At 63.0% G+C, this 26525-nt stretch carries 22 protein-coding genes; 15 read left to right on the top strand and 7 right to left on the bottom strand.

Annotated elements, in window-relative coordinates:
* Window positions 1-2315 (top strand): DEAD/DEAH box helicase family protein (locus Q0176_RS08050; RefSeq protein ID WP_299301273.1); only part of this gene is annotated, 2315 nt, incomplete at its 5' end.
* A gap of 143 nt (window positions 2316-2458) precedes the next feature.
* A protein-coding gene (locus tag Q0176_RS08045; protein ID WP_299301271.1) for an IS3 family transposase occupies window positions 2459-3581 on the top strand; the annotation gives its coding sequence in 2 pieces (ribosomal slippage) (window positions 2459-2722 and window positions 2724-3581; 1122 coding nt in all).
* A 185-nt stretch (window positions 3582-3766) separates the two neighbouring features.
* On the opposite strand, the gene Q0176_RS08040 is transcribed toward Q0176_RS08045, so the two are convergent.
* Window positions 3767-5524, bottom strand: coding sequence for a hypothetical protein (locus Q0176_RS08040; RefSeq protein ID WP_299301268.1), 1758 nt, complete (start codon window positions 5522-5524; stop codon window positions 3767-3769).
* A gap of 546 nt (window positions 5525-6070) precedes the next feature.
* Between Q0176_RS08040 and Q0176_RS08035 the strand changes: the two genes are divergently transcribed.
* From Q0176_RS08035 to Q0176_RS08025, 3 genes are read left to right on the top strand one after another with little or no spacing between them, the layout of a single operon-like run.
* Window positions 6071-6805: an ABC transporter ATP-binding protein gene (locus Q0176_RS08035; protein WP_299301265.1), complete on the top strand. Its 735-nt coding sequence runs from the start codon at window positions 6071-6073 to the stop codon at window positions 6803-6805.
* Window positions 6799-9174, top strand: coding sequence for an ABC transporter permease (locus tag Q0176_RS08030; protein ID WP_299301262.1), 2376 nt, complete (start codon window positions 6799-6801; stop codon window positions 9172-9174). The genes Q0176_RS08035 and Q0176_RS08030 overlap by 7 nt, the downstream gene beginning before the upstream one ends.
* Window positions 9175-9196: 22 nt before the next feature.
* Complete coding sequence (locus Q0176_RS08025) at window positions 9197-10420, top strand: HlyD family efflux transporter periplasmic adaptor subunit (protein WP_299301259.1); 1224 nt, start codon at window positions 9197-9199, stop codon at window positions 10418-10420.
* A 22-nt stretch (window positions 10421-10442) separates the two neighbouring features.
* Here Q0176_RS08025 and ligA read toward each other — a convergent pair whose 3' ends face one another.
* The 4 genes from ligA to Q0176_RS08005 all read right to left on the bottom strand — a co-directional run bounded on the left by ligA (window position 10443) and on the right by Q0176_RS08005 (window position 16641).
* The gene (gene ligA / locus Q0176_RS08020) at window positions 10443-12506 is read right to left on the bottom strand and encodes an NAD-dependent DNA ligase LigA (RefSeq protein WP_299301257.1); all 2064 of its coding nucleotides are present in this window, start codon (window positions 12504-12506) and stop codon (window positions 10443-10445) included.
* Window positions 12507-12519: 13 nt separating this feature from the next.
* Window positions 12520-14067: a lysine--tRNA ligase gene (lysS, locus tag Q0176_RS08015; protein ID WP_299301254.1), complete on the bottom strand. Its 1548-nt coding sequence runs from the start codon at window positions 14065-14067 to the stop codon at window positions 12520-12522.
* Window positions 14068-14147: 80 nt separating this feature from the next.
* Window positions 14148-15272: a Xaa-Pro peptidase family protein gene (locus Q0176_RS08010; protein ID WP_299301251.1), complete on the bottom strand. Its 1125-nt coding sequence runs from the start codon at window positions 15270-15272 to the stop codon at window positions 14148-14150.
* A gap of 196 nt (window positions 15273-15468) precedes the next feature.
* Complete coding sequence (locus tag Q0176_RS08005) at window positions 15469-16641, bottom strand: ABC transporter substrate-binding protein (protein ID WP_299301248.1); 1173 nt, start codon at window positions 16639-16641, stop codon at window positions 15469-15471.
* A gap of 244 nt (window positions 16642-16885) precedes the next feature.
* Between Q0176_RS08005 and Q0176_RS08000 the strand changes: the two genes are divergently transcribed.
* The 4 genes from Q0176_RS08000 to Q0176_RS07985 all read left to right on the top strand — a co-directional run bounded on the left by Q0176_RS08000 (window position 16886) and on the right by Q0176_RS07985 (window position 20393).
* Window positions 16886-17590: a GntR family transcriptional regulator gene (locus Q0176_RS08000; RefSeq protein ID WP_299301245.1), complete on the top strand. Its 705-nt coding sequence runs from the start codon at window positions 16886-16888 to the stop codon at window positions 17588-17590.
* A 1-nt stretch (window position 17591) separates the two neighbouring features.
* Complete coding sequence (locus Q0176_RS07995) at window positions 17592-17897, top strand: TIGR04076 family protein (protein ID WP_299301242.1); 306 nt, start codon at window positions 17592-17594, stop codon at window positions 17895-17897.
* 79 nt (window positions 17898-17976) lie between these two features.
* A complete protein-coding gene (locus Q0176_RS07990) occupies window positions 17977-19935 on the top strand; it encodes a S9 family peptidase (RefSeq protein WP_299301239.1) in 1959 nt (652 codons plus the stop codon).
* Window positions 19936-19961: 26 nt separating this feature from the next.
* Window positions 19962-20393 carry a VOC family protein gene (locus Q0176_RS07985; protein ID WP_299301236.1) on the top strand — a complete coding sequence of 144 codons (432 nt, stop codon included), beginning with the start codon at window positions 19962-19964 and terminating at the stop codon, window positions 20391-20393.
* Here the strand turns inward: Q0176_RS07985 and Q0176_RS07980 are convergent.
* Window positions 20390-21244, bottom strand: coding sequence for a polysaccharide deacetylase family protein (locus tag Q0176_RS07980; protein ID WP_299301233.1), 855 nt, complete (start codon window positions 21242-21244; stop codon window positions 20390-20392). The two genes, Q0176_RS07985 and Q0176_RS07980, sit on opposite strands and share 4 nt — an antisense overlap.
* 195 nt (window positions 21245-21439) lie before the next feature.
* Between Q0176_RS07980 and Q0176_RS07975 the strand changes: the two genes are divergently transcribed.
* The 6 genes from Q0176_RS07975 to Q0176_RS07950 all read left to right on the top strand — a co-directional run bounded on the left by Q0176_RS07975 (window position 21440) and on the right by Q0176_RS07950 (window position 25937).
* On the top strand, window positions 21440-22096 hold the full coding sequence (locus Q0176_RS07975; protein ID WP_299301230.1) for a metal-dependent transcriptional regulator: 657 nt from the start codon (window positions 21440-21442) through the stop codon (window positions 22094-22096).
* 178 nt (window positions 22097-22274) lie between these two features.
* Window positions 22275-22613, top strand: a complete 339-nt coding sequence (locus tag Q0176_RS07970) for a carboxymuconolactone decarboxylase family protein (protein WP_299301227.1) — start codon at window positions 22275-22277, stop codon at window positions 22611-22613.
* A gap of 122 nt (window positions 22614-22735) precedes the next feature.
* Window positions 22736-23980, top strand: a complete 1245-nt coding sequence (gene folP / locus Q0176_RS07965; RefSeq protein WP_299301224.1) for a dihydropteroate synthase — start codon at window positions 22736-22738, stop codon at window positions 23978-23980.
* Window positions 23968-24462, top strand: a complete 495-nt coding sequence (gene folK / locus Q0176_RS07960) for a 2-amino-4-hydroxy-6-hydroxymethyldihydropteridine diphosphokinase (protein WP_299301221.1) — start codon at window positions 23968-23970, stop codon at window positions 24460-24462. The genes folP and folK overlap by 13 nt, the downstream gene beginning before the upstream one ends.
* A gap of 249 nt (window positions 24463-24711) precedes the next feature.
* Complete coding sequence (locus Q0176_RS07955; RefSeq protein WP_299076259.1) at window positions 24712-24873, top strand: hydrogenase expression protein HypA/HybF; 162 nt, start codon at window positions 24712-24714, stop codon at window positions 24871-24873.
* Window positions 24874-24938: 65 nt separating this feature from the next.
* A complete protein-coding gene (locus Q0176_RS07950) occupies window positions 24939-25937 on the top strand; it encodes a hypothetical protein (protein ID WP_299301218.1) in 999 nt (332 codons plus the stop codon).
* A gap of 109 nt (window positions 25938-26046) precedes the next feature.
* Here the strand turns inward: Q0176_RS07950 and Q0176_RS07945 are convergent.
* Window positions 26047-26525 (bottom strand): hypothetical protein (locus Q0176_RS07945; protein WP_299301215.1); only part of this gene is annotated, 479 nt, incomplete at its 5' end.

The raw sequence follows: 26525 nt of genomic DNA, 5'->3' as shown, positions 1-26525 counted from the left end.
CCTATTATGGTCAGGGCGGTCAGATCGGCCTCTTTGACGCTCCCGTCGAGAAGCAGACCGAGGCACTTTTCAAGAGAATGAAGAAGTATAAGGAGGGCTACCCCAACTACATCTATGCCCTCACGATGGGCCTTGGAAAGACAATCCTGATGGCAACCTCTATCTTTTATGAGTTCCTTCTGGCAAAGAAGTACCCAAAGGACGAGCGGTTCTGCCACAACGCCCTTGTTTTCGCCCCGGACAAGACGGTTCTGCAATCCCTGCGCGAGATAACGACGTTCGACATGACAAAGGTCGTTCCGCCGGAATACGCAAAGGTGTTAGAATCGAACATCAAGTTTCACTTTATGTACGAGGCGGGGACAATACTCAATACGATAGATGACTCGGATTTCAACATCATCATATCGAACACACAGAAGATTATCCTGAAAAAGAAGCGCAAGGAGGTAACGGCAGCGGAGACGCTGTTCGGGGACAATTCCCTTCTCTCCGCAATCTACGGCGGCAACAACGAGGACGACGACGCATGGGACGAGACAACGCTGATGGATAATCAACGCTTCAAGAAGCTCTGCCGACTTCCCCAGCTCGGTGTTTACGTTGATGAAGCACATCATCTGTTCGGCGCGGCTTTGGAGAAGCAGATACGCTCCGGCGGGACGAGCAAGACAAGCCTCCGGGATACGATAAACCTTCTGGCGGAGAGTACGTCCATCGTGGGGTGCTACAACTACACGGGGACGCCGTATGTCGAGAACCAGCTCCTGCCGGAGGTGGTCTATGCCTACGGGCTGAAAGATTCCATTCGCAACGGTTTTCTTAAAGACGCTGACCCGATAGGCTTTGAAAACGTCAAGAGTGATGAGTTTTTGACTGCGGCGGTTACGGAGTTCTGGAAGCGTTACGGCGGGAAAACTTATGAAGAGCTTACGCCCAAGCTCGCAATCTACGCGGCCGGAGTGGAGGAAGCGGCTAAAGAGGTGCGTCCTGCTCTGGAGAAAATCCTGTCCGAGCTGGATATTCCCGCCTCAAAGATACTCCTGAACGTCGGTGATGAGACATACACAAAAAACGATGACATAAGGAACTTCAACAATCTGGATGTCGCCGGAAGCGAGGGGAACGAGAAGCAATTTATAATCCTCGTCGAGAAGGGCAAGGAAGGGTGGAACTGCCGCTCCCTGTTCGGCGTGGCTCTCTACCGCAGCCCAAAGGAATCAAAGATATTTGTCCTCCAGGCTACGATGAGGTGTCTCAGGGCAATCACAAAGGACAGGCTGACCGCTACCGTCTTTCTCTCAAAGGATAACTACGACACCCTGAACAGTGAGCTTCATAAGAACTTCAACATGGAGATAAAGGACATGAAAGACCCCTCAACCGCAAAGCGGAGCAGGTATCAGGTTCGCGTTTTGCCGCCGTTGAGGAAGATTACCTTGAAGCGGATATGGCACGAATACTCACTCACTGAGAAGGAATACTCCAAGCCTGTGGATTTTGGCTTGAAGGACATGGACTTATCGAGATACGCCAGCACGATGTACACCGGGGACAGCCTCGCCCACGACACAAGGGCGAACGTCAAAAAAACGAACGTGGACTATCTTCAAAAGAAAATGAGGTACAGCGAACTGACGCTTGCCGGAGAGCTGGCGCGATACCTGAATATCTCATGCGTCCTTGCGGCGAAAATTCTCAGGGAGGCAAAGGACGGGATTGACGTTATCCTTGAGGCCATCAACAGGTACAATCAGGTTGTCGATGATGTCATTATCCCGGCGGTGTTCCGCGCCCTGTTTGAGATAACGGCAACGCAGAAGTCCGAGGACAAGGAGCTTATTCTGTTGCGTGAGCCGAGGAACGCCGGGTACTATGAGTTCTCCGCGAGAGATGATCTTGTCGTCAAGCGGGAGGCCGGGGCTGGTTTCTCTCAGGCGCAGTTGGAGAAAAGTTTCCACGCCGACACCTATTGTTTTGACTCTCAGCCGGAGAAAAAGTGCTTTGAACAGTACCTTGCCAACGAGAAGGTCAGGGAGGTTTACTTCACCGGGATGTTCACGTCAGGACAGGGCGACCTCTCTGTGTACTACTATGATCCGGAGTCCGGACGGTTGCGGCAGTACTATCCTGACTTCCTTGCAAGAATGACTGACGGTTCCTATCAACTCATCGAGGTTAAGGGCGACAACATGATTGACAATGCCGTCGTCAAAGCCAAGGCAGACGCGGCGCGTGAGATGGCCGTGGCCAGCGGCGTGGAATATCTCATGTACGCCGGAAGCGACATCATGAACGGGAAGATAAGGATATAGCTGTTTTGTCAAAATATACGAAAAGATTACGGACTATAGTGGCCCCCAAATAGAGAACCACGTGTAGTGTTAGAGACAGTAAAAGTCAGGATTGAAGGAAGGATGGTGAAAAAAGGAGAATAGACCCGCGAGGTGGTGTTGCCGTGAAAAACAAAGGGAATCGGTACAGTTCAAAATTGAAGGCCGAAGTTGCCCTGAGAGCCTGTCGCGAGGATCGGACGCTGGCGGAGCTCTCCTCGGAGTACGGGGTCTCCGCCATGCAGATTGGCCGCTGGAAGAAGACCCTGCTGGAACGGGCCGGAGATCTTTTCGAGAGCAAGTCCCCCCTGGACATTGAAAAGGTCACGGATCCTCTGTACAAGGAGATTGGCCGTCTGAAGATGGATGTAGAGTGGCTTAAAAAAAAACGGGGAGGAATTGAACGCCGCTGAGCGACGCAGTTTCATAGACCCCTCCGATCCTGAGTTCAGCCTGAGACGCCAGTGCAGCCTTTTGGGCTTGAGCCGTTCCGGGTATTACCAATCGCTTTTACCGAGCCTGGAGAGTGATGCCAACGAAGAACTGATGAAGCGAATAGATCAGCAGTACACCCGAACGCCATTTTACGGGAGCCGGAGGATGACGCTTTGCCTTCAGGGTCAGGGTTACAGGGTGAACCGGAAGCGCATCGTGCGTCTGATGAGGAAGATGGGACTGGAAGGTCAGTCTCCGGGGCCGTCGACCAGCAAACCTCAACCGGGTCACAAGGTCTATCCCTACCTGCTTCGAGGATTTGAGGTGACCTCGGTGAATCAGGTTTGGAGCACGGATATCACGTATATTCCGCTGCGGCAAGGTTTCATGTATTTGTCCGCCGTTATGGATTGGTATAGTCGCTATGTGCTGTCATGGGAGCTTTCAAACACGCTTTGCATCGGATTTTGTATGAGAGCCCTGGAAAGGGCATTGAGACGAGGCAAGCCCGAGATCTTCAACACGGATCAGGGAAGTCAGTTCACGAGCAGGGAATTTACGTCAAGGCTTGAGAGTCAGTCGATTCGGATCAGCATGGACGGTCGTGGACGCGCCTTGGACAATATTTTCGTGGAGCGCCTGTGGAGGAGCCTGAAGTACGAATGCATTTATCTGAATGCGTATGAAAACGTGCCTGAATTGCTGGAAGGGCTGAGGTGTTGGTTCAGGTTTTATAACGAGGAGCGGCCTCATACGTCCTTGCCGGGAAAGGCAACGCCCCTCATGATGTATGAAAAGCGCCTCATTTCTTGATTCTTGACCTTAACTCTTCTTCAATGTTTTTTGGTCCTTGACATGGGGGCCACTTTATCCATAATGCATTGAAAGCCAGTTTTTGAAATACTTCCCACCCAGACAAGCGGCAGTCATCTCGTATGAAGATTTGATAAGCTGCAGCATCTCGAGCTGCTGGTCATGCAGCCACGTCGTTACCTTCGTCATTTACCCTCGCCCTCCTTCAGGTCGATAAATACAAAATTGCCCTCACGGCTTCGCCTGGCCTCCATGGAGACGGCAAAGAGATTCGGCTTCAACCACACGAAACGATGGGGATAGTCGAAACCATTCCCAGGAAACCTGCGCAAAATCCTCTCCTTCGCTCCCGTATTGACATCCAGAAAGTGCAGCCTGGCCAGCGTCATGCTATTGTCGTTCGTGCTTCCGGAGAGCATCACGACGCACCGCCCGTCAGGCGACAAAGCCAAACGCCAACCCCAGCTCTCCAGTTCCCTTGTTCTTCCGGTATGCAGGTCCAATTCCAGCAAGACTCCCTTAGGCTCTTCTCCCCTATCTCTTTCACAAAGGAGATACGCCTTCGTTCCGTTTGCGTTCAGTCTCCATTCGTAATGGTAGTCGACACCCAACAAAAAATCCAAACGATACCCATCAAGTTGATATACTCGCTCTTCCCATGTCATCGTATCCACCCGATGCACCCACTTGACCGAAACCGGTCCTTTATCCTGATAACATGTAGGATAGATAAACCGGGAAGCATCCGAAGAAAAGTACGCGCAGCCCTCGGGGCTCAGTTCATGATATACGGAAAGCCCCTGATGTATCGTCCGCGGCTGCCCTATCGCTCTTTTATCTACGTTTACTTCAGTGCATAATAAATCCGCCTTATCCGTTTTATGCCCAAGACTTTCTTCTCTGTCCTCCACAACTTTAGCCTCATTGCTGTACCAGCCCTGAGGCATCCGGTTCCAAATCCAGCTCCGGTGCCACAGCACCAGCAGCGTCTCCTCGTCCGGGCGGAACATCAGGTCGTGAAACACCTTCTCCTTGTGCTCCTCGTGCTCCGGCCAGTCGAAGCCGGGCAGACGCATGAACCCATCCACCTGGTACACGACAAGATCGCTGGCCCCCTCCGGCCGGCCACGCCCCGCCGCAGCCAGATAGCGCCCGCCGGGGCTGAAACGCACCCGCTGCACCGCAAGGCAGTCGTCGCTCCATACGCACTCCCGCGTCCTCGTGTCCCACACATAAAGCCTCTTCTCCGTACCCAGCGCCAACAGATTGCCGTCCGGGGTCCCCGCCATGCAGTCGATCGCTTCCCTTACGCGGTAAATCTTGACCTCGGGCGCCTGTTTCAGTTCCCTCTTCAACGTCATCGAAGACTGTATCGAATCCCAGGCCGGAATGGCCGGCGCCATGTAGCAGACGACGGCCACCGCAACCATCGCGGCGTCCCATCGGTCCGCACGGGTCCTGTCTCCAGGGCCTGCCGCAAGCATCAGATTGCCCAACCGGCGTGCCGAGCGAAAAAGTTTGACGAACAACGCCAACTGGCCACCGACGACCCCAAAGACAAGCAGCACCGCAAGCGGCAGCATCGCAATACTGGCTGGGTCGTCAAACCCGAAAAAAGATGACCCTACGGACACTATGACCAAGCTAATAGCGGCCTGTATCCCTTCAACGACCGCATAGAGCATCAGGATTCCGCCGCTCGTGTTCGGCCTTTGAGTGTACAACCACAGAAACAGGGGCAGCGCCGCGTACAGGATTTTCCCCAGAACGTTCCTCTTCCCGCCCCCCTCCATGAGGAGAAGGAAAAGGTTTCCACCGCCCGACAGGATCAGGAGCAGGATAATCACAAAGTAGATCACCAGCAGCCTCCTAATTTTCCGGCGGCAGTTCTGGATCTCCTCCAACGTCCCCTCCCGCGTCGATTCCAATACCCTCTCGTCCATCGCTCCGCCTCCCCGAGCCTCGTAGAAGTGAACGCCTATTTCAACCCCGATTTTCTGCCTCGATGCCCCGCTGCCTTTTTGTCCGTCTCTCGGCGTTGATCTCACCCGCCGCCCCGAAACCCAAAAGCACGCCAGCCGCAGGGAATCGGGAAAAAGGGGTAAACGCGACACAACCAATTTTTGAACGAAAAAGGAAACCAAGGCAAAATTATCAGACACCATTTACCCTGTCAACAGGGCAGATCGATCGGCAGGTGGATAACCAGGATGCCGCTCGAGTCCTGGCCTGAGAACGACCCCACGGACAGCGAGGATCAAGGAGCCGTTCGGATCTTTTCCTTTTTCGTGTCTTGACAAGGGAGCGCACTGCAAACAACGCGCTCGATCCTCGTTAAGACCGTCGCAGCCGGTGGTTTTGGGCGAGCGCCCGCGCATCGCTAAATGTTTCATCGGTGATACAATAAGGAGTCTTGTTCCTTTCGATATCGACGCATCGTTCGGATTGTCGGGGCTGTGCTTCTCCAGCGGAACGGAGGTAGGATTCGATTGAAAAGGGAGCCGAAGGAAAGGGAAAGCGGGGCCCCCGTGTTCGAGATCGAGGGGCTGACGAAGGTCTACGGGGAGGGGACGGCGGCCGTCCACGCCCTGCGGGGGATCGACCTGACGATCCGCGAGGGGGAGCTGGTCGTCCTGCTGGGGCCCTCCGGAAGCGGTAAGACCACCCTGCTGAACGTCGTCGGCGGACTGGACCGCCCGACGGCGGGCACGGTGCGATTCCGCAGTGCGGACCTCGGCGCCATGGCGGAGCCCCAGCTCACCCGTTACCGGCGTGACCACGTGGGGTTTGTCTTTCAGTTCTACAACCTCATGCCCAGCCTCACCGCCCGGGAGAACGTCGAACTGGTGGCGGAGATCGCCCCCAACCCGATGTCCCCGGACGAGGCCCTTGCGCTCGTGGGGCTGGGAGGGCGGGTGGACCATTTTCCCTCACAGCTCTCCGGCGGGGAACAGCAGCGCGTCGCCATCGCCCGCGCCGTGGCCAAACGGCCGACGGTGCTCTTCTGTGACGAGCCCACGGGGGCGCTCGACAGCAGCACCGGACGGGCCGTGCTGAAGGTCCTGACGGACGTCAACAATGAACTGGGGACGACCGTCCTGATCGTGACCCACGCCGCGGCGACGGCCGGCATGGCGGACCGGGTGATCCACTTCGCGGACGGGGCGATCCGCTCGATCGTCGAGAACGCGGAGCGAAGCGATCCGGAGGCCATCGAATGGTGATCCCGCTGCCGACCATGGATCGGAAGCTCATCCGGGACCTCTGGAGGATGAAGGGGCAGGTCGCCGCCATCGGCGCGGTCGTGGCCATGGGGGTCATGGTGCTGGTCATGATGTCCGGCCTGTTCGTCTCCATTCAGGAAACCCGCCGGGCCTACTACGAGAGCTGTCGGTTCGCCGACGTGTTTGCGCCGGTCAAGCGCGCGCCGCGCTTTCTGCTCGACGCCCTCGCCGCGCTGTCCGGCGTCTCGGCGGCCGAGGGGCGCGTCGTCGGGGAGGCCCTGATCGACCTGCCGGGACTCGAGCTCCCGGTCCGAGGCCGGGCCCTCTCGCTTCCGGACATGGACGGCGCCCACCTGAACGGCGTCCTCCTCGTCGCCGGGCGCATGCCCGACCCCGGGAACGCCGACGAGATCCTCCTGCTCCGGAGCTTCGCCTCGGCTCGCGGGCTGAGGCCAGGGGACCGGCTTGCCGTCACGATGAACGGCTCGCGCCGGAGCCTGCGCATCGTGGGGCTGGCGCAGTCGCCGGAGTTCATCTACATCACGGCACCCGGAGAGATCGTCGCGAACGATGCCCTGTACGGCGTCCTCTGGATGGGGCGCCGGGCCATCGCCGCCGCCTACGGGATGGAGGGGGCCTTCAACGAGGCCATCCTGACCCTGGACCGCAGCGCCCGCCTCGCGGAGGTCCTCGACGCCGTGGACCGCATTCTCGACCCCTACGGGGGAACCGGCTCCTACGGGCGGGACAATCAGAACTCCAATCGGTTCGTCAGCGACGAGCTCGAGCAGCTCCGCTCCATGAGCGTCATGATACCGCCTATCTTCCTCATCGTGGCGGCCTTTCTGCTCACCCTCGTCGTCTCGCGCATGGTCCACTCCGAGCGCGAGCAGATCGGGCTGATCAAGGCCTTCGGTTACTCCGACCTGGCGGTGGGACTTCACTACTTCAAGATGGTCGTCGCCATCGCCGTGCTGGGCGCCGCGGCCGGGTGCGTCCTGGGCGTGCTGGCGGGACGGGCTCTGGCCGGCGTCTACCTGATCCACTTCAAGTTCCCGTCCCTGACCTTCCGCCCCGACCCCAGGCCGTTCCTCATGGGGTTCCTGGTGAGCATCGGCTCGGCCGCGGCCGGGGGCTGCTTCGTCCTGCGGCGCGTCTTCGCTCTGACCCCGGCCTCCGCGATGCGGCCGCCCGCCCCGCCGGACTACAGCCGCACCGGGGGGCTGACCCGACGCCTCGACGCGCGCCTGGACCAGCCCTGCCGCATGGTGCTGCGCCGCCTGCTCCGGCGTCCGGGACGCATGATCGGCGCGGCGCTGGGGATCGCCTTCGGTATGGCGCTGTCCGTGGGCATGATCGCCATCCTGGGAAGCTTCGACACGACGGTATCCCTGACCTTCGACATCTTCGACCACAGCAACGTGGCCGTCGTCTTCAACGACGCCGCCTCGGACCGGACGCTCTACGAGCTGCGCAGCCTGCCCGGCGTGATCGAGGCGGAGCCGGTGCGCAGCGTCCCCGTCATCCTGCGTCACGGGCTCCGAGACCATCACGGGACGATCGACGGCCTGATCTCGCCCCAGCGCCTCAACCTTGCCCTGGACGCCGAACTGCGCCCCATCCCCCTGCGACCGGGCGGGGTCGTCCTGGGACAGACCCTCGCGAACACCCTGGGCGTGCGAGCGGGCGACGTCCTGGACGTGGAGGTTCGGACCGGGAGAAGGCCGAGGCTGTCCCTCCCCGTCGTCGCCGTGGCCGGGACGGTAATGGGCGCCCCAGCCTACATGGACCTGGATTCCCTGAACCGGGCGCTGCGCGAGCCGAACCGCGTCTCCGGGGCCTGGCTCCGCATCGACGAGGCGAAGGCCTCCTCCATCTACCGGGCGCTCAAGCGGATGCCCTCCATAGCGGGCGTAAGGGTTAAAAGCGACTCCCGCGCGGCGTTTCGGCAACAGATGGACAGCGGCCCCGGCTCCATGCGCTACCTCATCCTGGCGATAGCCGGCGTGGTCGCCTTCGGCGTGGTCTACAACGCCGCGAGCATCGCCTACGCCGAACGCGCCCGGGACCTGGCCAGCCTGCGCGTCATGGGGTTCACCCGGGGAGAGACAGCCTTCGTCCTGCTGGGCGAGCTGGCGGTCGTCACCCTCTCGGCGCTGGCGGGGGGGACCCTTCTGGGCTACGGAGCTTTTTTCCTGTTCGCCGAGGCCTTCAGCATGGAGCTTTACCAGATTCCGACCGACTTCACCCCGGCGAGCGCCGGGACCGGGGTCGTGGTGGTCCTTGGGTCCGCCGTCGTCTCGGGATGGCTGGTGAAGCGGATCATGGACAGGGCGGATCTCGTCTCCGTCATCAAGACGAGAGAGTGATGGACAAGGGAGTAGTGGGAAGATGCGTAAAAAAATTTCGAGGAAGTTCTTCACCTTCGGCGCCGCTGCCCTGATCGCCGTCGCCCTGGCCTATGCCTTCCGGCCCCTTCCCCTGGAGGTCGATATGGAGGAGGTCGCCCGGCGGCCCATGACCCTGACGGTCGACGAGGAGGGCCGGACGCGGGTCCGCGATGCCTACACGGTGTCCGCGCCGGTCGACGGCCGCCTGCTGCGGGTGGAGGTCCGGCCCGGCGACGTGGTCTCAGCGGGGAAGAGCGTCGTGGCGAGGATGGTCCCGTCCGCCCCCACGCCCCTGGACGCCCGGGACGAGACCGGGGCCCGTGCCGCCCTCGCCGCGGCGGAGGCGGCGCTGAAGCTCGCGCGGGCCGACCGGGAGCGGGCCGTCGCCGACCGCGACCTGGCCCAGGTACAGCTGCGCCGGATAAAGGGCCTGAGGAGCTCCGGGGCCGCCAGCCAGCTTCAGCTGGACCAGGTCGAACGGGAGGCCCGCACGACCGCTGCGGCCCTGCACAACGCCGAGGCCGCGATCGCCGTGAGGGAGGCGGAGCGCAAGGGGGCCCTGTCGCGGCTGCGCCGCTTCGGGGACAAGGGGGCGGGGACAGAAACGACCGAGGCGAACGTCATCCCCATCTGCGCGCCGGCCGACGGCCGGGTGCTGCGCGTGATGCGGGAGAGCGAGGGACCCCTGTCCGCCGGGACTCCCCTGATGGAGGTCGGGGACGTCGAGAACGGACTGGAGGTCGTCATCGAGCTCCTGTCCTCGGAGGCCGTCCGCGTCACGTCGGGCGACCGGGTCGTCCTGTCGGGCTGGGGCGGGGACAGGCCCCTTAACGGCATCGTCGAGAAGATCGAGCCGTTCGCATTCACCAAGGTCTCCGCCCTCGGGGTCGAGGAGCAGAGGGTGAACGTCGTCGTCCGGTTCACCGACCTGCAGGAATCCCTCGGAAGGCTCGGGCACGGCTTCCGCGTCGAGGCCAGGATCGTCGTCTGGGAGGACCGCGACGCCCTCACCGTGCCGTCCAGCGCGCTCTTCCGCAGCGACGGGAAGTGGGCCGCCTTCGTGGTCGAGGACGGCGTCGCGAGGCTTCGGACCGTCGAGGCGGGGCGGGACAACGGCATCGAGGCCCAGGTCCTGGACGGACTTCGACCCGGGGAACGGGTGATCCTCTACCCCGCGTCGGACCTGACCGACGGGGCGCGGGTCGTGCAGCGGGGGGAACGGTGAGGCCGGGGGCACTCCGCCCCCTTCACTCCGCCTCCCTGAGCATCCTCAAGAACGCCTCCTCGTCGATCACGGAGACGCCCAGTTCCCGGGCCTTTCTCAGCTTCGAGCCGCCTCCCTCGCCCGCGACGACGCAGCCGGTTCTGGAGCTGACGGCCGCGGTGGCCGTCCCGCCAAGGGCGCGGACCCGGGCCTCGGCCTCGGAGCGCTTCATCGAGGAGAGCTCCCCGGTGAACACGAAGCTCTTGCCCGACAGGGCGCCGCTGCCGGCCCCTCCCCTCTCCTCCCCGACGAAATTCAGGCCCCTTTCCCGGAGCCGGCACAGCAGCTCCCGGTTCGCAGGCTCCCGGAAGAACGCCTCGACCGAGGACGCGATGATGGGACCGACCCCGTCGATCCCCGCGAGCTCCTCCTCGGAGGCCTCCTTCAGGCGGTCCATGTGCCCGAAGTGCCCGGCCAGAAGCTCTGCGACGCGCGTCCCGACGTAGCGGATGCCCAGGGCCGCGAGCAGAGAGGACAGCGGGCGCTTCTTCGAGGCCTCGAGTCCCGCCAGGAGGTTTCGGGCCGACTTCTCCCCCATCCTGTCCATGGCGGCCCAATCCGCCTCGGTCAGGTCGTAGATGTCTGCGAGGTCCCGGACCCTCCCCGTATCGACCAGCTGTTCCGCCAGACGTTCGCCGAGCCCCCGGATGTCCAGGCCGGCCCGCGAGGCGAAATAGCGCAGGCCCTCCTTCAGCTGGGCCGGGCAGGAGGACCGGTTCGGGCAGCGCCACACCGCCTCGTCCGGCAGCCGCACCGCCTCCGCGCCGCACGCCGGGCAGTGTTTCGGCATGACGAAGGGCGTCTCGCTCCCCGTCCGACACGAGGTCTCCACGCGGACCACCTCCGGGATGATCTCGGCCGCCTTGCGAACGCGCACCGTGTCCCCGACCCGGATGTCTTTGCGCCGAATCTCGTCCTCGTTGTGGAGCCCCGCCCGCTGCACCGCCGTCCCCGCCAGCCGTACCGGCTCCAGGTTCGCCACCGGGGTCAGGGCGCCCGTCCTGCCGACGGAGACGTCGATGCTCAGGATGCGGGTCAGGGCCTCCTCGGGAGGATATTTGTAGGCCACGGCCCAGCGCGGCGCGTGCGAGGTCGCCCCGAGCCCGTCCCAGAGCCCGATGTCGTCGAGCTTCACCACGACCCCGTCCGTCACGTAGTCCAGCCCGAAACGCCCCTCCCGCCATTTCTCGATGAACCCCTCGACCTCGGCCTGGCCGGAACAGCGCTCCCAGGCAGGCTGGACCGGAAGTCCCCGCTCCGCGAGCCAGGACAGGGCGTCGCTCTGACGCACGATCCCGAGGGCCTGGGGCTCCAGGACGTAGTACAGGAATATGTCGAGCCCGCGCTCCGCGGTCACGGCCGGGTCCAGCTGGCGCAGCGTCCCGGCGGCGGCGTTGCGGGGGTTGGCGAACAAAGGCTCCCCGCGCTCTTCCCGGCGGCGATTCAGCGCCTCGAAACGGCTCCGGGTCATCAGCACCTCCCCGCGCACCTCCAGAGTTCCGGGCACGCTCCCCCTCAGGCGCAGGGGCAGGGAACGCAGGGTGCGCAGGTTCCCGGTGACGTCCTCCCCCACGCGCCCGTCGCCCCGGGTCGCCCCGCGGACGAATACCCCGTCCTCGTACAGGAGGGACACGGCCAGGCCGTCGATCTTCATCTCGCAGGTAAAGGCCCAGTCCGCCGCATCCGCGTCCGGCACGGCCCCCCGCATCCGGGCCAGGAACGACGCCAGCTCCCCCGAGTCGAAGACGTTGTCGAGCGAGAGCATCGGGCGCCGGTGCTCGACCTTGCCGAATCCCTCTAGGACCGCGCCGCCGACGCGCCGGGTCGGGGAATCGGGCCGGGCAAGCTCCGGATGCTCCTTCTCCAGGGCGGCCAGCTCCCGGACCAGGGCGTCGTAGTCCGCGTCGGAGAGCTCGGGGGCGTCCTTTTCATAATAGAGGCGCGCGTGATGCGCAACGAGCTCGAAGAGCTCCTCCATCCGCTCGGCGACGCGTCCGGCCGCGTTCCCCGCATCCTTTCCGCCGGACGGCACGTTGGGGTCGGTCATAGGGGCCCCCGGCTCAGGCCTTCGGCTTCATCGCGGGGAAGAGGATGACGTCCCGGATGGAGCGGGAGTCCGTCAGGAACATCACGAGCCGGTCGATGCCGATCCCCATGCCTCCGGTCGGGGGAAGCCCGGACTCGATGGCGTTGATGAAGTCCTCGTCGAAATCGTGGGCCTCCTCGTCCCCCGCCTCCTTCTTCCGCAGCTGGTCCTCGAAGCGCCCCCTCTGGTCCAGCGGGTCGTTCAGCTCGCTGAAGGCGTTGGCCAGCTCCTTGCCGCACATGAAGAGCTCGAAGCGATGCGTATAGTCCGGGTTCTCCGGGTCCCGCTTGGAGAGCGGGGATATCTCCGTCGGATGCCCGATGACGAAGGTGGGGTCCGTGATCTTTTCCTCGCAGAACGCCTCGAACATCAGGTTCAGGACGGCGAAGCGGCTCTCGGTCCCCTTGAGCTCCCCGGCCAGCCCCTTGTCCGCGGCGATCCTCCTGGCCTCCTCGTCGGTCCTCACACCGCGGAAGTCCACGCCGGTATGGTCCCGGACCATATCCAGCATCGTCACGCGGCGGAAGGGCTTTTCGAGGTCCAGCGGGACGCCCTGCCACTCGATCTGCAGGGGGCCGATGGCGCGGGCCGCGTTGCGGATGAGTTCCTCGGCCAGGTTCATCATGTCCTCGTAGTTCGAGTAGGCCCAGTAGACCTCCATCATGGTGAACTCGGGGTTATGCATGGTGTCGATCCCCTCGTTGCGGAAGTTCTTGCCGATCTCGTAGACCCGCCCCATCATCCCCACGATCAGGCGCTTCAGGTAGAGCTCGGGCGCGATGCGCAGGAACATGGGGAGCCCCAGGGCGTTGTGGAACGTCTTGAAGGGACGGGCGTTGGCCCCGCCCGCCAGCACCGACAGCGTTGGGGTCTCGACCTCCAGGGTCCCGTGCTCCTCCAGGGTCCTGCGGAAGGACGCGATGATCCGCGCGCGCTTGCGGAAGACCTCGCGCACCTCGGGGTTGGCGATCAGGTCCGTATAGCGCCGGCGGTAGCGCGCCTCCGTATCGGTGAGGCCGTGCCACTTTTCGGGGAGCGGCCGCATCGCCTTGCTCAGCAGCTTGAACTCCTTCACCAGGATCGTGAGCTCCCCGCGCCGGGTTCGGCAGGGGTGGCCGACGATGCCGATCCAGTCGCCCGTGTCGACCCATTTCTTCAGGAACTCGTAGGGAGCCTCGCCCAGCTCGTTGACCTGGAAATAGAGCTGCATCCGCCCCTCCTCGTCCGCGAGGTCGGCGAAGGTCGCCTTGCCCTGCCGCCGCAGCGTCATCAGGCGCCCGGCGGTGCGGACCGTCACGGCGTCGTCCGTCTGCCCCGACTCGAGGTGCACGAAACGCGCCCCGACATCCTTCAGGGTATCCCTGCGCTCCCATTTCTCCACCACGTAGGGGTCATACCCCTCCTCCCCGCGAAGGCGCCGAAGCTTCTCCACCCTCTGCCGAACGATCTCGTTGTCCGCCGTATCCAACGCGTCCAGCTGTTCCGCCCCGACCGCGCCGGGCCTCTCCGTGCTGCTTTCCACTTACCCGTTCCCCTTTCCCGGAGGCCAAGCCCCCTATATCCGGCAGGAAAGTATAGAGTTTTCCTGCTGCCATCAATGTCTTATCCCACGACCCTCAGCGACTGATCGTCCGACAAGGTCAGGCACTCCGACCCCGTCTCGGTGATGAGGTAGTCGTCCTCGATGCGGAGGCCGCCCCATCCCTCGATATAGATGCCCGGCTCTATCGTCACGACGTCGCCGACCTGGAGGATATCCTTCGAGATCGCGGAGAGGCGCGGGGCCTCATGGATCTCGAGCCCCAGACCGTGCCCCAGGCCGTGCACGAAGTCCTTGCCGTACCCCGCGTCGGTGATGATCTTTCTGGCGACCGCATCCACGTCGCGGCCCGCGATGCCGGGACGGAGGGCCGCCGCCGCCTCGCGGTGCGCCCTCAGCAGGATGTCGTTCAGCTCGAGGGCCCTCGGCTGGGCACGGCCCACGGCGAAGTTGCGGGTGATGTCGCACATGTAGCCGTCCACCGTCACGCCGTAATCGAACGTCACGGTGTCCCCGCTCTCGAAGGGCCTGCACGTCGCCCGCGCATGGCACATGGCTCCCCGATCCCCCGAGGCCACGATGAAGTCGTCATGGACCCAGCCCTTCTCCCCGCCCAGCCTCTTGATCTCGGAGAGCATCCGGCTCTCGAACTCCACCTCCGTCATCCCGGGCCTCACCTGCTCCAGGACAGAATCGTAGGCCTTGCGGGCGATGACCGCGGCCCTGCGTATGGCGTCGGCCTCCGTCCCGTCCTTGGAACGGCGCAGCGAGGGAATGAAGGCCGAGCCGTCCACCCAACGGACGGAAAGGGGCCGGAAGACCGCCTCGAAGAGGGCCTGCGACACCTTCTCCGCCTCGAAGGCGACCGTGCGCCACCCCCTCTCCGTCACCGCCCTGGCGACATAGGCCGGCAGGGGCAGATCCGACTGGACGGTCAGGGAGAAGGGCGACTGCTTCGCGGCCTGGGTCCGGTAACGCCCGTCCGTGACCAGGCGCGCGTCCTCTTCGTCGATGAGCAGGGCGGCGGAGCTTCCGCGGAAGCCCGAGATGTAATGGCAGCTCTCCGAGTTGAGCCGCTCCAGGACCATGAGGACGAAGGCGTCCGCCCCCTTCTCGCGCATCAGGGCCCTCAATCGGGCCAGCCGCCCGTTTACGATATCGAAGTCCGTACTCTTTTCCTCGTCCATATTCCTTCCACTCCTCCCTTAAATATCCGTAACAGCGGATTCCACAGTATTTTAACAGAGAGAGGGCAAACGGGAGGACGAATCCGCCGAGCCGACGACAGGGGACGGGCCGGAGCGCCCTCGCTCCGGCCCGTCCCCGGTCTATCGAATTATTCCATGTGAATATTCATTCCGTACCACAATCCCCAGCGCCGCCTCATTTGACCGGAGCCCCCTCGGGCTTCCACTGCTCCAGGAAGACCAGCTTGCCGTCCTTCGCCTTCAGAATGGACGCCGGCTTGTTCAGAGGGTCATGGGTCTCCTTGTTCACCGTCCAGACGAAATGCGTGACCTTAAAATCCTGCGTATTCTCGAGGGCATCCCGAATGGCCGGCCCCTCGGCGACGCCCGCCGTCTCGATGGCGTTGGCGATCATCAAGACGACATCGTAGGCAAGGACAACGTTCAGCACCTCCGTAGCGTCCCGATCGTACTCCTTTCTGAAGGCGGCCTTGATGGGGTCGAGGATCGGATCGTCCGCGTTCATGGGGTACACCCAATAGGTTCCCTCCATGGCCTTGCCCGCGATCTCGAACATATTGGGGCTGTACCCGTCCCCACCCATGAAGAGGGGCTTCCAGTCCATCTCGGCGGCCTGCTTGATCACGAGCCCCATTTCCTTATAGTACATCGTCAGGGCCACCGCGTCGGCCCCCCACTCCCGGGCCGCCGTCAGCTGCGCACGAAAATCGACATCCCCACCACGGAACCCCCAGAACCGATTCTCGACCCCAAGGGCCTCCGCCGTCCTTTTGACGTACTCCGTCAGCCCCTCGGAATAGGCGTCCTCCACATCGCCGATGATCGCCAGCTTTTTTGCCCCACACTTCTTGATGAGGTAGTCCGCGATCACCTTTCCCTGATAGGGGTCCGTGTAGACGATGCGGAACATGTAGGGCCGCACCTTGCCCGTGTCCGGGTCCACCGTCACCGCCGGGTTCGTCGCCGTGCTCGAGACGACAGGGACCTGTCCCTTGTCGGCAATGGGCGCCACGGCAATCTGAATGCCGCTGTAGTTGCTCCCTCCAATAGCAACGACCTTATCGTCATAGATCAGCCTGCGGATGGCGCTGACCCCCTCCTCGGGCTTCCCCTTGACGTCGTAGCAGATCAACTCGAGCGGCCGCCCCAGCACGCCCCCCCTGGCATTGATGTCCTTGACCGCCATAAGCGCCCCTTCGCGCTCGTGCTGTCCCCAGGTCGCCCCCTCGCCCGTCAGGGTCGCCATATAGCCGATCCTGATGGGCTCCGCGGCGAACCCCTCGGTCCCCCACGCGAAGAACGACGCGACAGCCGCCAGCACCACTGCAAATTGCCCCACACGCTTCATCCCACGTTCCTCCCCTGCACTTCAAATCCCCATCGGCCCGCCGGACACGCCAAAGGCAAAAGCCGATCCTTGGGCGCGTGTATTATACTTTTGTTTACGAATAAAAGCAACAGGAAAAACAAATTTATTCCATCGGCGCTTTTGACGGTGTGAAGCCCGGAGCCCGGCGTCATGCACTATAATGAAACGAGCGCGCAGCTTATTCTCGAACGGCTCGGTCCCCTCGGGAAAGGACGTGGAAGCCATGAAAGCGGAAGCCATGGAAACGGAGACCCCCTATCGCTCCCTGGAACGGCTCATTCCCATTCACCTCAAGGACAACCCGGCCCCCTACTACATCGCCAACATCCTTCGGGAGGCCATCTATCGCGGCCTGCTGGCGGACGGCGAGCCCCTGCATCAGAGCCTGCTCGCGGAACGCTTGAAGGTCAGTCCCATCCCGCTGCGCGAGGCGCTCCGCCTGCTGGAGACGGAGGGGCTGGTCGATTTCCGCGGCCGGCGCGGGGCCGTGGTCACGGGGCTGAGCGCCGGGGAGACGCGCGAGATCTACGAGATGCTCGCCGCCCTGGAGACGAACGTCCTGCGCATCGCCTTTCCCTCCATAACGGAGGAGACGATGGCCGCGGCGGAGAAGCTCCTCGACAAGATGGAGGCCGAGCCGGACTGCATCGTCTGGAGAGAGCGGAACATCCTGTTTCACACCCTGCTCTACGAGTCCGCCGACCGTCCCATGACGCTCGACCACATCGCCCGGCTTCGGCAGCAGGTGGACCGGTACATCCGCCTGCATCTCGCCTCCATGAGGGAGGAGTCCGAGACCCAGCACCGGGCCATCCTCGAGGCGGTCAGGGCAAGGGACCGCGACGCCGCGCTCGAGGCTTTGTCCCGGCACCTGGAGAAGACCTCCCGGGACCTGCAGAACTATATGAGCAAGGAGGAAGAGGAATAACATGGAAAAGACCGCCAGCACCGCTCCACGGAGACGGCCGCGAATCGTCCTGACTCTGATCGAACGCAGAGGAACCCATGGCTGCCACAGAGGGCACAGGGTCGGGGACACCTTCGACTACGACACCGAGCGCGGCAAACTTTGCCCCATGGCCCTGCACACGGGCTTCCCCTACATCGACATCCTGCGCTACGGGGGCTCCATCCCCCCCTGCAGGAGCACGGACTCCATCGCGTTCTGCTGCCCCGATCCTGACGTGATCAACGTCTTTCGCATCGACGTGGTCCCGGCCGACGAAGCCCGATAAGAGATAAGAACGGCTCCGTCCCTCCGCCCGGAGCGGCGGGACGCTTTTTTCGAACCCCTTTCAGGAGGTACTCACGTTCATGAAACGCCCTGTCGAACACAAGGATCTTCTCGGCTTCCACTTCCTGTCGAACCCCGCCTTCTCCCCCGACGGGGAGAGGATCGCCTACCGCCTCAGCCGTCCCGACCTGGAGAAAAACGGCTATGCGTCGGACATCTGGATCGCCGACCTCACCGCGGAGACGAACAGGCGGCTGACCGCCTCCGGCTCGGAGCAGTTCTTCTGCTGGAGCCTCGACGGGGCCCGGATCGTCTTCGCCTCGAAGCGGGGCGAACCCAGGTGTTCCCATGCAAAGGGAAATGCCGCGACCCGGTTCTACTCCATCGGCGTCGACGGCGGCGAGGCGGAGCTTCTCTTCGAGATTCCCCATGCCGCAAACGCCATCCAGGCGCTTCCCGGGGAGCGCTACCTGATCACGACGGTCTTCGAGCGCGAGTGCGACGGTCACAACCCCGAGGGCGCGGACATGATGGTCTTCGAGCAGCTTCCCTTCATGGCCAACGGCAAGGGGTACATCGGACAGCGGCGCATCGGTCTGGGCGTCTACGACGGGACGAAGGGCGAATTCACGCGCCTGACCCCGCCCCTGATGGACGTCGCGCGGACGGCCCTGAACGCGAAGCGCACCGCCGCGCTGCTCGTGGCCTCGGACTACAGGGACGTCAAGCTTCCCGACAACGCCGTCTACGAGCTGGACCTCGTCTCGGGGGACTGCCGGTGCCTTACGCCGAGCCTGGCGTATACCTTCAAGCACGCCGCCTGGAGCGACGGCGAGGTCGTCGTCACCGCCGCGGACCGCAGGAGCACGGGCGTCAACCAAAACGCGCGGGTCTACCACCTGCGGGACGGCAGGCTCGGCTGCCTGACCCCGGAGCTCGACTCCAGCCTGGGGCACGCCATCGTGGCGGACTCCGGCTACGGCTGCTCGGAGCTGAGCGGGGCCATCTTCCCCAGCGGCATGGGGCTGATCTGCTGCGCCACCGACGTCATGAAGAGCCGCATCTGCTCCGTGACGCCGGACGGACGCCTGAAGACCCTGACCTCGGCCGTCTCCGCCGTCATCGACTACGCGGTATCGGACCGCCGCATCGCCTACGTCGCCTACGAGGGGCTGAACCTCCCCGAGCTTCACGTCCTGGAGGGGGGCGCCGAGAGGCGCATCACCGCCTTCAACCGGCCGCTCTTCGAGGAGCTGAGCCTGTCGCAGCCCATCCACGTCTCCGTGGAGGGCGGCGACGGATGGGTCCTGGACGGATGGTACATGCGCCCCGTCAACTTCCGCGAGGGGGAGAGGTACCCCACGATCCTGCACATCCACGGCGGACCCAAGGCCGCCTTCGGAGACGTGTACCACCACGAGATGCAGTGCTGGGCCGCACGGGGCTACGCCGTCATCTACTGCAACCCCCGGGGCGGCGATGGGCGGGGCAGCGCGTTCGAGGACATCCGCGGACGCTATGGGGACGCCGATTACCGGGACCTGATGGCCTTCACGGACTGGTGCGTCAAGAATCTGAAGTTCATCGATCCCGAGCGTCTGGGGGTGACCGGCGGCTCCTACGGCGGCTACATGACGAACTGGATCATCACCCGGACGAACCGCTTCAAGGCGGCCGTCTCCCAGAGGGGCATCGCCAACTGGGTCTCCAAGTTCGGGGGCTGCGACATCGGCTACTACTACGTCGAGGACCAGCATCTGGGAACGCCTTGGAGCAACCCTGAGGCCGCGTGGGCGGAGTCGCCCGTGCGGTATGCCGACCGGGCCCGGACCCCCACCCTCTTCATCCATTCGACCGAGGACTTCCGCTGCGAGCTGAATCAGGGCTTTCAGATGTTCACCGCCCTGAAGGTCCTGGGCGTGGAGGCCAGAATGTGCGTCTTCAGGGGCGAGAACCACGAGCTCAGCCGCTCCGGCAAGCCCGCGAACAGGCTGGCGCGCCTGCGGGAGATCTGCGATTGGTTCGACGCGCACCTTTAGGAGAGAATAGCGGAGGCTGAAACAAGATGAACAAGATCACCTGCATCTGCCTGGGCGTCAGAAACATGGAGAGATCGATGAAATTTTACCGGGACGGTCTGGGATTCAAAACGGACTGCAGGGAGGACAATCCGCCCGTATGCTTTTTCGATACGCCGGGGACGAAATTTGAATTGTATCCCCTGGACCTCTTGGCAAAGGACATCGGCGGGGATAGTCCACTCCCAACAGGAAACGGATTTTGCGGCATTACCCTGGCATACAACGTAGCGGAGAAGAAGGACGTCGATAAAACCATCGAGTTGGTCGAAAATGCGGGAGGAACCGTCGTGAAGGAACCGCAGGATGTTTTCTGGGGCGGTTATCACGCATATTTTTCCGACCCCGACGGCTATTGTTGGGAAGTGGCATGGGAGCCGGATTTTCAATTCGACGAGAACGGTTTGCTGAAATTTTAACGGTGCGGCGATCCGGGCGATCGACCGCGCTCCAGCGACAGCAGCTCCTCCAGGGTGACGAACCGGAAGCCGCGGCGCAGCAGTTCCGGGACGGCCTGCCGTATTCCCTCGGCCGTCCCGGATACGGGGCGGTTCATGTGGCACAGGACGATGTCCCCCGGCCGGACGGAGAGCAGCCTGCGCCTCACCGCCCCCGCGGACAGCGTCCCGCCCTCGTCCCCGTTCACGCTGAACCCTGCGGCCCGACAGCCCAGCGCCTCCAGGATGCGCAGGGCCACGTCGTCGTAGTGCGCGGTTCCCGATCGAAAGAAAAGCGGCCGACGGCCCGTCATGGCCATGATGGGGCCGACGTTGGCCTCCACCTCCTCCACGGCCTCCGCAGCGCTCGCCGTCCCTTGGATTCCATAGGCCCGGCGGCCCGAGACCGACAGGGGACGGTGCTCCGCTCCGTGGTTGCCGATCTCGAAGAGCGGGTTGCCCGCGAGGGCCTTGGCCGTCCTCGGATGAGCGCGAATCCACCGCAGGTTGAGGAAGAGCGTCGCGGGGATCCCCTCCGACTCCAGAAAGGCGATCAGCCTCCGGTCATAATCGTCACGGCCCCGCCTCGCCCCGCCGCAGGCGTCGAACGTCAGGGCCACGACCCGGACCTCCACGGGAACCCGGCGCAGGATTCCGGGGAGGTCCATCCCCCACGCCGCGGGGCGCTCCTTCGCGAAGCGTGCGGCGATGTCCCGAGTCGACTCCGCAGCGCCCGCGCCACAGGACACGGCCAGACACAGCAGGCACGCCAGCAGCGACCCCGCGGGAAAAAAACGCCACCCGCTGCCCTTTCCGTTCTCCCTCCCGCTCATCTTCATCCCCCCCGTCGGCGGCACCTCATGCCCAGACAAAAGTATAGAAAATTACGGAGAATCGCATTTCGTCCTCCCCGTTTCTTGACAAACGCCTCGACCGGCCCTAGGATAACATTGTACTGCCCACGAACAAGACCTCATATCGTTTCGAAAGCATCCGCGTCAGACATTCAGATCGCCGAGGAGGACGCCATGATTACGGCTCGTATAGAGGATTACCTGGAGGAACTGTTTCTTCTGGAGAGTACCGGACGCACTGTGACCGTGACGGACTTGGCGGAGCGTCTGAAGATCACGAAGGGGACGGTCACGGCCACCGTCCAGAAACTCGTCGACCAGGGTTTTCTGAATCACGAACGGTACGGGGCGCTGCATCTGACGGACAGCGGGCGCCGTAAGGGGCTGGTCGTGTTCCGCCGGCACGAGGGCCTGAGGGCCTTCTTCCATGAGCTCCTGGGCCTGGACCGGGAGAAGTCCTCCGAGATGGCCTGCTGCATGGAGCATTATGTCGACGCCGTGACCGAGGAGCGGCTCTACGCCCTGCTCGAATATTTCCGGCGCGCCCGCGCGGAGCGGGCCCCCTGGGTGGACGAGGCCTTCACCGCCTTTGAGAAGCCGATCCTCCTGCCGCTCCCCCTGACCCTTTCGCCGGAGGGGGTCAAGGGGCAGATCATCCGCATCACGGCCGATGAGCCGCTGCGCAAGAAGCTCCTGGACTCCGGGCTGGCCTCCGGGACCAACGTCACCCTGCTTCAGGTCAAGGATGGCGAATACACCGTGCAGGTGAAGAGGCACACGGTGGACCTGTCGCTCAACGAGGCCGCAGCCGTCTGGATTCAGGCCAGCTGACATCCGTCGGCCGGCGCCTACGCCGAACCCCAAACATGGAGGGCGGTCTTCCCAGGAGGACCGCCCTTTTGCGTTTCCGACGCCTCCGCGAATCCATCGTTGACAAAGGGCCGCGGTCGGGTTATTGTCAAGTTGCGTTACGGCATCTAATCATTATTAATTGGAGGTTTTCGATACGATGGACGTCAAGACCGATTTTCGAGAGGTAAAGGTCCGACGCGGCAAATTGGCCGAGGCGGCTCCCGAGGCGATGAAGGCTTTGGGTTCCCTCAAGGATTCCGCCCTCAAGGAGGGTGTGTTGACGCTGAAGACCAAGGAGCTGATCGCCCTGATGCTCGCTCAGGCTACCCGCTGCATGCCCTGCATCATGACGCACGCACAGAACGCCATCGATGCGGGCGTCACCCGCGAGGAGGTGACGGAGGCTTTAGAGGTGGCCATCCTCATGGGCGGCGGGCCCGCCGCATCCTACGGCGGGATCGTTTTGGAGGTCTACGACCAGCTGAAGTCGAAGTAGGCCATTCCGAGCAGGGACTTCCATGCCCTTTTCGTCCGCCTGTCTCAGGGCACGAGAGGGGCATGGAAGTCGTTTTCGCCTCATTCATTCGCTCAGTCATTCGCTCATCGGGGAGGACCGCCATGGATAATCTTGCAGCTTCCGTTCAGGTCGTCTATCCGCTCTCGGCCTCCAGGTCCCGAGACCTGGAGACGATAGCCCGGCATATCGGCGCCGATCCGCGCTCTCTGCGTTATTTTCAGCCCAAGCGAAGGGTCCGTCATCTCTTTGCCCCTCGGGTGGACTACCGTGCGGCGGCGTTCGTCAAGCAGGAGCTTCTGGCGCGAGGGGGGGACGCAATCGTCGCGCGCCACGTCATCGACGGCAGGACGGAGCTCAGCGACATCCTCATGATGGGGACGGACGGACAGATCGCTGCCCTCCTCCAGAAGCTCCGATCCATGGACTGCTGGGGCCTGAAGTCGCTGAGAACGGCGCTTGCCGAGTCGCTGCAAAACGACGACATCGTCGAATGGACGCTTCCTCTGCCCGGAGGGCGCACGCTGACCCTGAACCGGACGACGAGGATCATGGGCATCCTGAACCTCACCCCGGACTCCTTCCATGCGCCCAGCCGCATCGCGGACGAGGCGGAGCTGCTGCATCGCGCGGAGGCCATGCTGAGCGCCGGCGCCGACATCCTGGATCTCGGTGCGGAGTCGACCCGTCCCGGCTCCGCGCCCACCCCCGAGTCCGAGGAGCTCGAGCGCCTGCTGCCCCGGCTCTCGGCGGTCCGCCGGGCCTTTCCCGAGGCCGTCCTGTCCGTGGACACCTACAAGGGCAACGTGGCTTTGGCCGCGGCCGACGCCGGGGCGGACATTATCAACGACGTCGGGGGATTCGATCTGGACGGGTCCATGCTGCCCTGCGCCGCCCAGACGGGACTGCCCTACGTGCTCTCCCACATCCAGGGGACCCCGGCGACCATGCAGGACTCCCCCTCCTACGACGACCTGCTGACCGAGATCCAGCTTTATTTTCAGGAGAAGATACACGAGGCGGAGCTTGCGGGCATGAGCCGGGACCGCATCATCCTGGATCCGGGGCTGGGCTTCGGCAAGCGCGGCGAGGACAACCTGCTGATCCTGAAGGAGCTGGAGAGCTTCCGTTCCCTCGGCCGCCCCCTCCTGATCGGCCACTCCCGCAAGGGCTTCACGGGCGCCGTGACCCGCGCCGCGGATGCGGCCGGCCGTCTTCAGGGGACCACGGCCATATCGGCCCTGCTGGAGGGACGGGCACAGATCCTGCGCGTCCATGACGTCGAGCAGAATCATCAGGCAATGCTCATGGCCCGGGCCATACGAGAAGTCGCCCCATGGCGGTCTTAGCCCTCGGCCTCGGCACGAACCTCGGGAACCGCCTCGGAAACCTTCGCCAGGCGGCACGGGCCATCGAGGAGGATATCGGGCCCATCCTTCGTGCCAGCGAGGTCTTCGAGACGGAGCCCTGGGGTGTGACCGACCAGCCGCATTTTCTCAACGCCTGTCTCTGCCTGGATATCGACGGGGAGTCGGACCCCGAGGCGCTTCTGGCCCCCCTGAAGGCCATCGAAAGACGGATGGGACGTAAGGAGACGATCCGCTGGGGCGCGCGCCTGATCGACATCGACATTCTGCTGATCGGGGACCGCATTTACGAGAGCCCCGCCCTGAGGATCCCCCACCTTCACCTGTCCGAGAGGTCCTTCGTGCTGACGCCGCTCATTCAGATCCTGCCCGGCTGGAACCACCCGCTGACGGGAAAGTCCCTCGAGGAGATGTCCGAGGCCCTGAAGGACGAGCCCTCCCCTCTCCGCATCGGTCCGTTCTGATCGTCCTCAACCGGCGGCGTCCTCACTTTTCCCCGGCTGGAGTTCCGGGCATCGCCGCGAAAACGATCGGAATGCCGTTGATCCGGAATGGCATTTTTCCTGAACAGCATTTTTCCTGAATGGTATTTTCCCTATGATATGATATGGAGGAGGCGAACGTCGCCTCCGGCCGTGGGTTTACGGCAAACCTCGGGCGGAGGGTGTTCCGCGGCAGTCTCACAATTGCGACTATTGGGGAGGAGATCTCGTATGGCAAAGTTTCGATGCATCCAGTGCAAAAAGGAATTCGAGGAGGACGCGAACGCCGCGACAAAGCGATGCCCTTCCTGCTTCGGCCGCTACCTTGAGTTGGTCTCCGGGGAGATGAAGCGCGGAAAGTCCTGGAGCGCAAAAAGTTTTTCCGTTAAGTGAGGGAGAGCGCCCCTCCTGCGCGGGACCGCCGCAGTCAGGGGCAACGATGAAAAGGAGCCGATGCCATGTCCTCAGTTTTGCCGCCGAACGGAGTCAGCCCGAACACCGTTTCCCCCGAGACCGATGAGGTGACCGCCGCCGAAACGGGCAGGGAGTCCCCTGCAGAGGAGGCGTCCGAGGGCTACGTCGCCCTGAAATGCACCTTCATCACGTCGAAACAGGTGGGGGACCTGTGCGGGGCGTTTTGTCTGATCTTCGAGGGAACGACGGGCAAGACTCTCTTTCAGGCTTTTTGGGTGACCCATGCGGACTCCCTCGCCGACCTCAGCCCCTCGCAGGGCTGGAGGACCTTCAACAGGCTTTCGTCCCGCATCGGGCCCTACGACAGGACCTGGGGGGACAAACTGGCCCCCCTGATTCCGGAACTTCTGTCCACAGCGGATCGGGCGGAGCTCTATCGGGCGGGACCTCAGGACGCCGAGCGAATCCTGTCCCGAATTTCGGAGGCGATCCGCAAGGGCTACGAACGCGTGAGCCATTACCTTTTGGACGTATCCTGCGATGTCGAGCGTCCGGGCAGGGCTGAACTTATCGAGGCCGGGCTCCTGGAGGCCCCCGAGGGAAGGGGAGGATCTTCCGAGGAAACGACTGCCGAGGAAGGCCCCAAATCGTTCTCGGGGATCCTCGTCCAATGCCTGCCTCTCGTCGACCCCATCCACGGCAAGCCCCTTGCAGACCTCGTCCCCGGGGATGTCCTGGAGGTGCGGATTCAAAGCACCGTGGGGGCTGGAGGCCTGGTCCAGCAGTTTCTGCAGGCCACGAAGCAGTCCAGCATATTCCCCGTCGAATCCATCGATCGGCGCAAGGACAAGACCTACGTCTACCTTACCATCAACGAGGAGATGCGCGGCCTCCTGACCCTGACCAAGGACCTGCGCCTTCGGACACGGCTCATGGCGAACGACAGACGAAGACGGATCGGCTTCTTCGATAACCTGATCTTCCTTCTGTTCCTGGGGTTGGCCCTGGCGGGCTTTTTCTGGGCGATCCGGTACCTGTTTTAACACGGTTCCGCCGCACCTTTACGGTCCCGTTATTCGCCCCCTCATAAACATGAGCCCGGACGAGGGCATGCTCGTCCGGGCCTTTTTGCATATCATACCGTATTGCGTTTTACCTCTTAGCCTGTGTCTTTCCCCTGCGGAGGAGGGACAGTCCCGGCACCAGAAGCGCAGCCGCCCCCAGGGCCAGCGCATCGCAGCTTCCGCCGCCGTTGTCCCCGCCCTTGCCTCCCTGGTCGGTGGGGCGCACCAGAACGTTCATCTCGGTGGTCTCCGATCGCTCTACGATCTTTTCCCTATCCGAGTCCGTTTTTATTTTGGCTACCGGTCCAAAGAAAATGATGTATTTAAGCTGCGCGAGCTGTTCATTGTAGTCTGAGCCTTTGTCCCCCAGCTGCTGTTTTGGCGTCACCCGGCACAGGAGCACCCGTCGGGGCAGTGGCACGGGAGCGACCACTCGAGGATCCTCACGAGAGTTATAAAAATCTACATTGGAAGCGTCAAGCATGGTCACGTCCAAAAGATCCTTCACGGACGATGTGATTTTCGGCTGATAAAAGTGACCGAAGCTGCTTCCCAGGGCATCAAGGA

This window comes from uncultured Fretibacterium sp., assembly GCF_938040765.1.
Lineage (GTDB): Bacteria > Synergistota > Synergistia > Synergistales > Aminobacteriaceae > CAJPSE01.
Note: the sequence above shows the minus strand (reverse complement) of the source record. Positions and strands in the feature narration are given on the sequence as shown.

Excerpts from the sequence above, each read along its gene's own strand:
- Q0176_RS08040 (WP_299301268.1), bottom strand. The coding sequence starts at position 5,524 with ATGGACGAGAGGGTATTGGAATCGACGCGGGAGGGGACGTTGGAGGAG.
- Q0176_RS08030 (WP_299301262.1), top strand. The coding sequence starts at position 6,799 with ATGGTGATCCCGCTGCCGACCATGGATCGGAAGCTCATCCGGGACCTC.
- Q0176_RS08025 (WP_299301259.1), top strand. The coding sequence starts at position 9,197 with ATGCGTAAAAAAATTTCGAGGAAGTTCTTCACCTTCGGCGCCGCTGCC.
- ligA (WP_299301257.1), bottom strand. The coding sequence starts at position 12,506 with ATGACCGACCCCAACGTGCCGTCCGGCGGAAAGGATGCGGGGAACGCG.
- Q0176_RS08010 (WP_299301251.1), bottom strand. The coding sequence starts at position 15,272 with ATGGACGAGGAAAAGAGTACGGACTTCGATATCGTAAACGGGCGGCTG.
- Q0176_RS08005 (WP_299301248.1), bottom strand. The coding sequence starts at position 16,641 with ATGAAGCGTGTGGGGCAATTTGCAGTGGTGCTGGCGGCTGTCGCGTCG.
- Q0176_RS08000 (WP_299301245.1), top strand. The coding sequence starts at position 16,886 with ATGAAAGCGGAAGCCATGGAAACGGAGACCCCCTATCGCTCCCTGGAA.
- Q0176_RS07995 (WP_299301242.1), top strand. The coding sequence starts at position 17,592 with ATGGAAAAGACCGCCAGCACCGCTCCACGGAGACGGCCGCGAATCGTC.
- Q0176_RS07990 (WP_299301239.1), top strand. The coding sequence starts at position 17,977 with ATGAAACGCCCTGTCGAACACAAGGATCTTCTCGGCTTCCACTTCCTG.
- Q0176_RS07985 (WP_299301236.1), top strand. The coding sequence starts at position 19,962 with ATGAACAAGATCACCTGCATCTGCCTGGGCGTCAGAAACATGGAGAGA.
- Q0176_RS07980 (WP_299301233.1), bottom strand. The coding sequence starts at position 21,244 with ATGAGCGGGAGGGAGAACGGAAAGGGCAGCGGGTGGCGTTTTTTTCCC.
- Q0176_RS07975 (WP_299301230.1), top strand. The coding sequence starts at position 21,440 with ATGATTACGGCTCGTATAGAGGATTACCTGGAGGAACTGTTTCTTCTG.
- Q0176_RS07970 (WP_299301227.1), top strand. The coding sequence starts at position 22,275 with ATGGACGTCAAGACCGATTTTCGAGAGGTAAAGGTCCGACGCGGCAAA.
- folP (WP_299301224.1), top strand. The coding sequence starts at position 22,736 with ATGGATAATCTTGCAGCTTCCGTTCAGGTCGTCTATCCGCTCTCGGCC.
- folK (WP_299301221.1), top strand. The coding sequence starts at position 23,968 with ATGGCGGTCTTAGCCCTCGGCCTCGGCACGAACCTCGGGAACCGCCTC.
- Q0176_RS07955 (WP_299076259.1), top strand. The coding sequence starts at position 24,712 with ATGGCAAAGTTTCGATGCATCCAGTGCAAAAAGGAATTCGAGGAGGAC.
- Q0176_RS07950 (WP_299301218.1), top strand. The coding sequence starts at position 24,939 with ATGTCCTCAGTTTTGCCGCCGAACGGAGTCAGCCCGAACACCGTTTCC.